The sequence below is a fragment of the Desulfovibrio sp. 6_1_46AFAA genome, assembly GCF_000224635.1.
Taxonomy (GTDB): Bacteria; Desulfobacterota; Desulfovibrionia; order Desulfovibrionales; family Desulfovibrionaceae; genus Desulfovibrio; species Desulfovibrio fairfieldensis.
On record NZ_JH114300.1, the window covers coordinates 661,740 to 668,906 of the forward strand.

Genomic DNA, 7,167 nt, shown 5'->3' on the forward strand with positions numbered 1-7,167 from the left:
TTGCCTGCGACAACGGTGAGCGGGTGCGCGTTATTTTTGCCCTAGATACTTGCGACCGAGAAGTGATGGCCTATTCCGCCACCACTGGTGGGTACAGTGCTGACATGGCGCAAAGCGTCATGCTGGCATGCGTTGAAAAGCGGTTTGGGGATGTCAAAACATTGCAGCCAGTTGAATGGTTCTCCGACAACGGATCCTGCTACACGGCGAGAGAAACAATAACTTTTGCCGCCGCGCTGGGCATCGTCAGCAAGTTTACTCCATCTCGCAGCCCCCAAAGCAACGGTATGGCTGAAGCTCTCGTCAAAACATTCAAACGGGATTACGTCTTCTGCAACGATCGATCGGATGCCGAAACTGTGATGGCGCAGCTTTCCGGTTGGTTTGAAGACTATAATGAAAATGCCCCACATAAGGCCCTCCGGATGCTCTCACCTCGTGAGTTTATCCGTTCATTGCAAAACTTGGAGTGTCCGGTTTAGCAGGGGCAACTCCAAGGATTAAACGGAAAAGACGCAGACCACTTTGAGGCGGCACAAGTTTCTCTTGGGAAACTATTAGGACTTTTTGCGGACAACTCATCAGAGCAAGGTGGGCCAGATCCTTGGTGGTTTATTGGTAACACTGGAATCGTATTTGAAGACTATACTGACACAGAAAAAGATGCTGTCATTCCTAAGAGAAAAGTATTGCAAGCAAATGGGCATCCAAATTTTTTGCAAGAAAAACTCCCAGGTGTCACCTTCGCTCCAGTTTTCTGTTCTCGGGCGTTATCTGTTGATGATGCAGCAAGGCCACACCTTGGCAGCTTGTGTTTTATTCATGCTGAGAGCTTGACCCAATGGGCAGAAAAGGCGATGAGCGTTATAAGAGAGTTATGGGTGAATTTTCCTGGAACAGGCAACTTGGATTGGCGCAATTATGCCGCTACAAAAATTTCTGAAGAGGGCATTAGCTATACAAATATTTTTAGTTTTTTAACATCAACAAAGATTCAAGATATTCCATCCTAGAAAGATTTGCGGAAAGCATAGTAAAAATTTTGAACCCATCGCTGCCTCAGAGTTAATTCTGAAACTTTTCAGTATCGCGTTTCGTAAAAAATAAAATATTGATATGCAAATATATGGAGGCTAATAGGCATGGGATTTTGTGAAAATGTTGTTGATGATGTTCTTGTCTCGTGCCAAAGGTGCTGTTGCCTTTGTCATAAATTCTGTGGAACCAGGATCGAGCTGCATCACATTAAACCTAAAAGCAAGAGCGGATCTGACACATTCGAAAATTGTATACCCCTATGCTTTGACTGCCATGCAGAGGTTGGACACTACAATCCTGAACATCCAAAGGGGAGAAAGTTTTCAGAAGCGGAGCTTAAAAAAATTCGTGATAATTGGTACGCGAATGTCAAAGAGTTAAATCAACCCGTATCCGCTAACTCTTCTCATCAAGTCCAAAATGTTCGAGGAAACAATAATGTTGTTGCTGGCGGAGATGTTACCATCAAGACGGAGAGAGTCGTCAAGAAAACGGTTGTCACGACAGACCCTGGCGGAAAGCATATATCCAACGAGACAGCTAGAAAAATTCAAGAACTTGCTACAGAGTACATTGACTTAAATATAGCTGCTGGAAAGGCAGCAAAAACAGCTGGCGCCAAAATATGGGCGAGCTTAAAAAAAGAGTTCGCGGTTACCAGTTACAAAGAAATTGCTATCAGCGATTCGGAAAAGGCAATTGCCTGGCTATACGCTCAGATAGCTATGCAACGCCCAAAACTCAGAAGAACAAATACTGAGAAATGGAAGCAAAGCTTTTACAAGCCAATTTATGCACGTTCCAATGAGCTCGGCTTATCAAAAGAGCAATTATACCAAGTCGCAGAGATTAAGCTTGGCTTAAAGAAACCTCTAAAATCGCTTAAAGATCTTACCCAGAAAAACCTTGAAAAACTTCATCACATAATGATTGCAGAAGTAAAAAAGGCTAATAGCTAACAGAAAAATATTTCGAAGGAAGCATGCATGGAAGAAGTCGCGGTTAAGCTTTCTTCGCCCAAATATCATATTCGCATAACGGAACGGACTTTTTTCGCAAGAATGAATCCGCTTGTCGCTTGCCTTCTTCTGATGTCCCCGCTCTTCGTATAGCCGAGAGTCGCCAACCGCTGTCGATCAACGACTGCTTGATTAACTCAAGCGGATTTGCCTTGCGGTCAGATATGCCGCCAAAACGAATGACTAATCTGGCTTCAGGATTAGACGCTTCGGCCGCGTTTTGCCAAACACGATGCAAATTATCCACAAAAATTTCTGGAGTTGAATGGGCAATTTGCCTGTCGTTGCTATAATCAACAGTGTCAGCCCCCCCGACAAACCAGTTTCTTAACCATTGGTCTGGAATGTAGGTTCGCATTCCATAATACGGAGGAGAGGTAATGATCCAATTAAACCCAGAAGAAACGGTGCCAAGGGAGAAAGAGTGTCCCTTGCGGCTATCGGATAAGCGCACTTCGGAAAAGACTGTAGGGAGTTCAGAATAATAGCGTTTTGCCCGGCGTGAGATAACGCCAATCACGTCAACGCGCTGAGGCGTAAGTTGTTTTTCTTTCCAAAAGCGGACTGAATAAGCTGGTTTAGGCGCATAAGTGCGTGGGCATTGGTTTGAAAGGTAGCTGGCAAATGTTTTTTGTCTCGGCCCATGAAGGGCACCCAAAATTAACCCTCTGAGGGCGATACGCGGTCCAGTAGTGCAGTCTTTCAAAAAGCTATCCCGCAGTATGCAGACAGATCGCAGCACATCACAATGAAAAGCCCATTCCCAGAACTCTCCTTGCGGGATGTCTGAATTGCCGCTTTCTTCAAGGATTTTTTGGGCCTCGCCCACGATCTCTTCTGCCGTTACGGCAACGAGTTTTGCTGCTGTAATCGCAGTGGCAACAGGACTAGAATCAACCGCTAGAGAGTCTAATCCCAATAGCCTTGCTGCAAAATTAGTGGTCCCTCGGCCACAAAAAGGATCTAAAACGAGGCTCCCCTTACGCGCCCTTCGGGCAAGTATCTTAAAGGGAAAATCGAGTGGAAACATTGTGAAGTATGGGCATAGCCCATTAAGGGCAGCATCTGGAATCTTCTTCACGGGCTAACCCTTTGAGCGAACATAGGATGTACCGTTTCGCTCTGGGTTACGATAGGCCTCCCAACCACTATCCTGAGAACCATATAATGTGTCCATAGCGATCTTTACCAATTGATAGGCAAATGTATCTCTATCATCAAGATGCTGTGGAATTTTGGTAAGCAAAAAGGCTTTAATCGCTCCCCAGGCGACACCTTCATGAGATTCAATTTTATCAATGAGGTTTCGATCAAGCTTCAGGGCTTCGATAGCTTGTTCTCTGATTTTTCCCATGACATCAATAGGGGCACAATCATCTTCTCTTATAGGCTCAAGAAGTCCAGCTGGCGGAGTTGCTTGACAAGGTTCGACAGAGGCAGGGGAATTACAACTACTTCCATTCCCCAATAATGCTTGAGCATAAGTGTTTCCTGCTGGACGATTATATTCCTTATCCAACATGCTGAATTCTTTTTCAAAAGATAAAATACGCAGGCTGATAGGATATGGTTTCCCGCCAACTGAGCTCCAAAACACTCCCTGCCCCGGAATTGGTTCATTCAAAAGAGAACTCAATAGATCATCACTAAAGTGGGCGTTGGCGCGTTTTAGCGAAGCAAGATCGGCCGCAGACAAAAGATGAAAAATGAACCAGTTGTCTCCCTGGCTAAGAATTTCAACGGGAATACTCCCAGGCTGCTGAGTAATTAGCAGTGCCCCAAGATCGTATTTTCTGCCTTCTTTTACCCAAGCTACATATGGTTCAGCTGCTGGCGCATTTTCATTTAATACAGACTGAGCTTCTTCAACTACCGCAATAGTAGGAATGGTATTGGGATCAGCCGCAGTAAATTCTTGTTGATTTCGATCAAAAATACGCCTTAGAATTAATCCGGATAAAATTAAGGACTGCCCACCACGCATTTGAGAGACATCAATAACACAAAGTTTACCGTCAGAAAGAGCCTGCGTAAGCATATCCATGAGTTGGCTGCTTCTACTGTGCAGCATTCTTACTATCGCAGTCATATTTCCGCGTGCCGCAAGAGCTTCTGCTTCCTGTCGCTGCGGGTCAAGATCTAACAAACGACAAATATCTGTTAATGGTGTCGAGTTGCCATTTTCGTCAATAATATTAACCAAATCTTCCCATCTGTTTTGCGATAATCCACGCAACTTACGAACGTTCTGCTGATCTTGGCGTTCTGGCGAAAGAGCGATTGCAATGACATCGCTCGGACGTAACCTCCTAATATCTAGTCTTATACCGCCAGCAACAAAAGATTGATAGAAGGGGCTGGGACTTCTGCGATCAGTAAATACGACTAACTTATCTTCCAAATCAGGAACATCACACAATCCTGGGCGGCCTTTATCATCTGGCCAAAAATACTCACCATCTGGATCGAAAATTACGGTGCCTACCGGTACTCTACGGTCTCCACGTTTGGTTACATGAGGCGTATTTTTGTAAAGTCTGCTGAAAAGTAGTTTATTTAAATTTGACTTGCCAAAGCCTGCACGTGCAAAGACGAAGCTCCTTCGCGCAACCAGTGATTCAATGGGAAAGTGGACTTGGACTTCAGGTGAAAGGAGTTGCATCCATTCTTGTGTTTCAAAATTTTTGCAACCGTTGGCATATATATATTCACCAAAAGCCAAATGCCCAATCGGCGCTCCTTCTAAATTGTGCGCAGCTACTTCACGTAATACCTCATCGCTTGGAAAGGCTACTTTGCTTCCCACATGGGGCAACCGACGATGTGATGGAACAAATGTTAGTCCGTTGCCATTTTTTCTCAATATTCCAAGAACTCTTATATTCACACGATACTTCAAATATTGTTCGCGCAAATCTTCCGGGATTGGTCGGCCATCGCGGACGGCTCTGATATTAAACTCTTCCCCAGAACCGTGAGAAAGCTTACCCTCTGAAGAAAAAGACGCAATACGGCCTAGAACGGCTTCATCAGGTGTTTCGAGTTGGACAAGGATGAACTGCCCATGCATGGGTATATTTTGAAATTCATTGCGGTAAGGTAAAACCAAATCCGCATGGAACTCCATTCCCCCTTGCTGGAACCCTCGAAAAATACCGACTATCTGCTCTGTAGGAAAAAGCTGGATATCAGGCATGTATTCTCCTTAACTATACCTACGCTGAGCAGGATCAGCGTCTTGTAACTGAAAAGCATCTAGCAGTTCAGCTTGCGCCCCAAGACTCTCACGAACACCCTCGTAAATGAAGTCTTGCAAAATATCAAAGTCAAAATCGACCAATGCAGCGTTTTCGTGTGCTTTTTGCAAACAGCGAGGATAATGTGGAACAGGAAAGCCGTTAATCGCATCCGTTAGCATAGAGCCTAAAATCAGTTGAGAATTGGAAATTTGTGGGAGAAAAATATCAACTGGCCAAATAGGGTCACGCTTACGATTCCCAAACTTAACTAAAAACATTTTTCCGCCGACAAATTTGTTTACCTCACCCCCATCACTTGCTCGATCATCCCCCCGTGCAAACTCTGACCAAACGTATGCGCGTTCTTCAACTTCTCTTGGCACTTCTACATACGCGGGGTAGTCCGTCAGGAGAACGCCTTCCAAGGCCATCGCCAAACGATAACGAGAAAGCACTTTGCTGTGTTTTGCTACACCAGCAAGTAGAATTTGTCGGCGGCTGTTAGTGTAGTGATCTTCTATACGGCCCTTTATGCCGTTGAGTAATTTGGGGAAGAGATCTTGAGCAAAAACCTTACTTCTCAGTAAGCCGTCACAAATAATCAAGGTGTCCGTACCAAAGTCTTTGTCAAGCAGTGCAAACAAAATCGCCCACTCAACAAGTTCTCTATACACTTGAACCCAACTGGGAGATACCGGCTCACCTTTTTTTGTAGGCCTGATCATATGAGATAATTTCGACAAGCTATCAACGCCCAAAAACCTCATCATTTTGCCAAGAGCTGTTCGTGGTGTGCCGTCCAGATTAAATTGAAACTTATCGAGTTTTTCAAGCGGCGTCGTTGGAGACACAGCTTCTAAGCAATATTCATTATTACTGCTGTCAACTACGCGAATAAGTTGAATTAAAAATGGATCAAACTGTAGTTGGTTATTGCCGCCATCTGTGGCGACTAGCGAGATAGATGTTGTAGCTCGCGCCTGTATTTGGCGAGTTGCAGATTTAAGAGGCCGAATTTCTTCTCTAAGAGCATCTAAAATGCCACGGTCAGAACCTATGCAATCTGCAATAGCCTCTTTGAGCTGGGCCTGCGTTGTTGGATCGATCATCTGCTATCCTAAAGGGTGTTCGCGATGTGGATAAGTGTCTATTGGCAACAGCTTAATCTATTATGAGCTTAAACACCACACGCGGATCAAGGGCGCACCAAATGGAGCCCAAGCATTTTTTACTTATGCAGATAGTCCTCAACGTCTTGTCGTAAGTAAAGAACCCGTGCGCCCTTACGTGTATATTTCGGCCCACCGCCCCGGCTCCTTTGCGTCTTCAACGTCGCCGCCGACAATGAAAACAGCAGTGCCGCCTCTTTCTCCGTCAGATACTCCTTCCGGCGTATACGCTCCATTTCGCAAATCACCTCAGCGACCGGCGCGAGGATTTTCTCTAGGGCCTGTTAACACTATTTGACAAAGAGCGAGTATTCCGTAAGAATGTCTTATGCAAATTACTCGCGAACAATATGAGAGAATCGCTGACTGCTTCCCGCGCCAAAGAGGTAATGTCCATTTTGACAATCTCCAGGTGTTGAATGCGATTCTGTACGTTGCGGAGCATGGGTGTAAATGGCGTGGACTGCCGAAAAATTTTGGCTGTTGGCACAGCATCTACACGCGCATGAACCGCTGGAGCAAGAACGGAGTTCTTGACCGTATATTTGAACGCCTTCAACAAGAGCAGATACTCCGCCTTAAAATAGAAGCAGTTTCTCTCGACAGTACTATTGTTAAGGTTCATCCCGATGGAACAGGGGCCTTAAAAAAACAGGTCCGCAGTCCATCGGAAAGTCCAGAGGCGGCTGGACGACCAAGCTT

The 7,167-nt window shown here is 45.2% G+C and carries 7 protein-coding genes and 1 pseudogene; 4 read left to right on the plus strand and 4 right to left on the minus strand.

Translation table 11 applies throughout. From position 1 onward, the window contains the following. The 3 genes from HMPREF1022_RS02735 to HMPREF1022_RS16955 all read left to right on the plus strand — a co-directional run. Nucleotides 1-482, plus strand: a 482-nt coding sequence (locus HMPREF1022_RS02735) for a DDE-type integrase/transposase/recombinase (RefSeq protein ID WP_009301766.1), incomplete at its 5' end; no start/stop codon positions are given. Between the two features lie 207 nt (nt 483-689). Beyond that, the gene (locus tag HMPREF1022_RS17915; RefSeq protein ID WP_156802805.1) at nt 690-1,013 is read left to right on the plus strand and encodes a hypothetical protein; all 324 of its coding nucleotides are present in this window, start codon (nt 690-692) and stop codon (nt 1,011-1,013) included. A gap of 129 nt (nt 1,014-1,142) precedes the next feature. Then, entirely contained in the window at nt 1,143-1,997 is an 855-nt protein-coding gene (locus HMPREF1022_RS16955; protein ID WP_009301767.1) for an HNH endonuclease, read from the plus strand. A gap of 43 nt (nt 1,998-2,040) precedes the next feature. Here the strand turns inward: HMPREF1022_RS16955 and HMPREF1022_RS16960 are convergent, their stop codons facing one another. The 4 genes from HMPREF1022_RS16960 to HMPREF1022_RS16970 form a co-directional block, all read right to left on the minus strand. Beyond that, nucleotides 2,041-3,138, minus strand: coding sequence for a DNA methyltransferase (locus HMPREF1022_RS16960; protein WP_009301768.1), 1,098 nt, complete (start codon nt 3,136-3,138; stop codon nt 2,041-2,043). Between the two features lie 3 nt (nt 3,139-3,141). Further along, nucleotides 3,142-5,253, minus strand: coding sequence for an ATP-binding protein (locus tag HMPREF1022_RS16965; protein ID WP_009301769.1), 2,112 nt, complete (start codon nt 5,251-5,253; stop codon nt 3,142-3,144). A 9-nt stretch (nt 5,254-5,262) separates the two neighbouring features. Then, the gene (locus tag HMPREF1022_RS02745; RefSeq protein ID WP_009301770.1) at nt 5,263-6,405 is read right to left on the minus strand and encodes a hypothetical protein; all 1,143 of its coding nucleotides are present in this window, start codon (nt 6,403-6,405) and stop codon (nt 5,263-5,265) included. A gap of 119 nt (nt 6,406-6,524) precedes the next feature. Then, the gene (locus tag HMPREF1022_RS16970) at nt 6,525-6,701 is read right to left on the minus strand and encodes a helix-turn-helix transcriptional regulator (protein WP_083823215.1); all 177 of its coding nucleotides are present in this window, start codon (nt 6,699-6,701) and stop codon (nt 6,525-6,527) included. Between the two features lie 92 nt (nt 6,702-6,793). Here HMPREF1022_RS16970 and HMPREF1022_RS16975 point away from each other — a divergent pair. After that, nucleotides 6,794-7,167, plus strand: a pseudogene (locus HMPREF1022_RS16975) (IS5 family transposase); the annotation flags it as partial.

Excerpts from the sequence above, each read along its gene's own strand:
- HMPREF1022_RS16955 (WP_009301767.1), top strand. The coding sequence starts at position 1,143 with ATGGGATTTTGTGAAAATGTTGTTGATGATGTTCTTGTCTCGTGCCAA.
- HMPREF1022_RS16965 (WP_009301769.1), bottom strand. The coding sequence starts at position 5,253 with ATGCCTGATATCCAGCTTTTTCCTACAGAGCAGATAGTCGGTATTTTT.
- HMPREF1022_RS02745 (WP_009301770.1), bottom strand. The coding sequence starts at position 6,405 with ATGATCGATCCAACAACGCAGGCCCAGCTCAAAGAGGCTATTGCAGAT.
- HMPREF1022_RS16970 (WP_083823215.1), bottom strand. The coding sequence starts at position 6,701 with ATGGAGCGTATACGCCGGAAGGAGTATCTGACGGAGAAAGAGGCGGCA.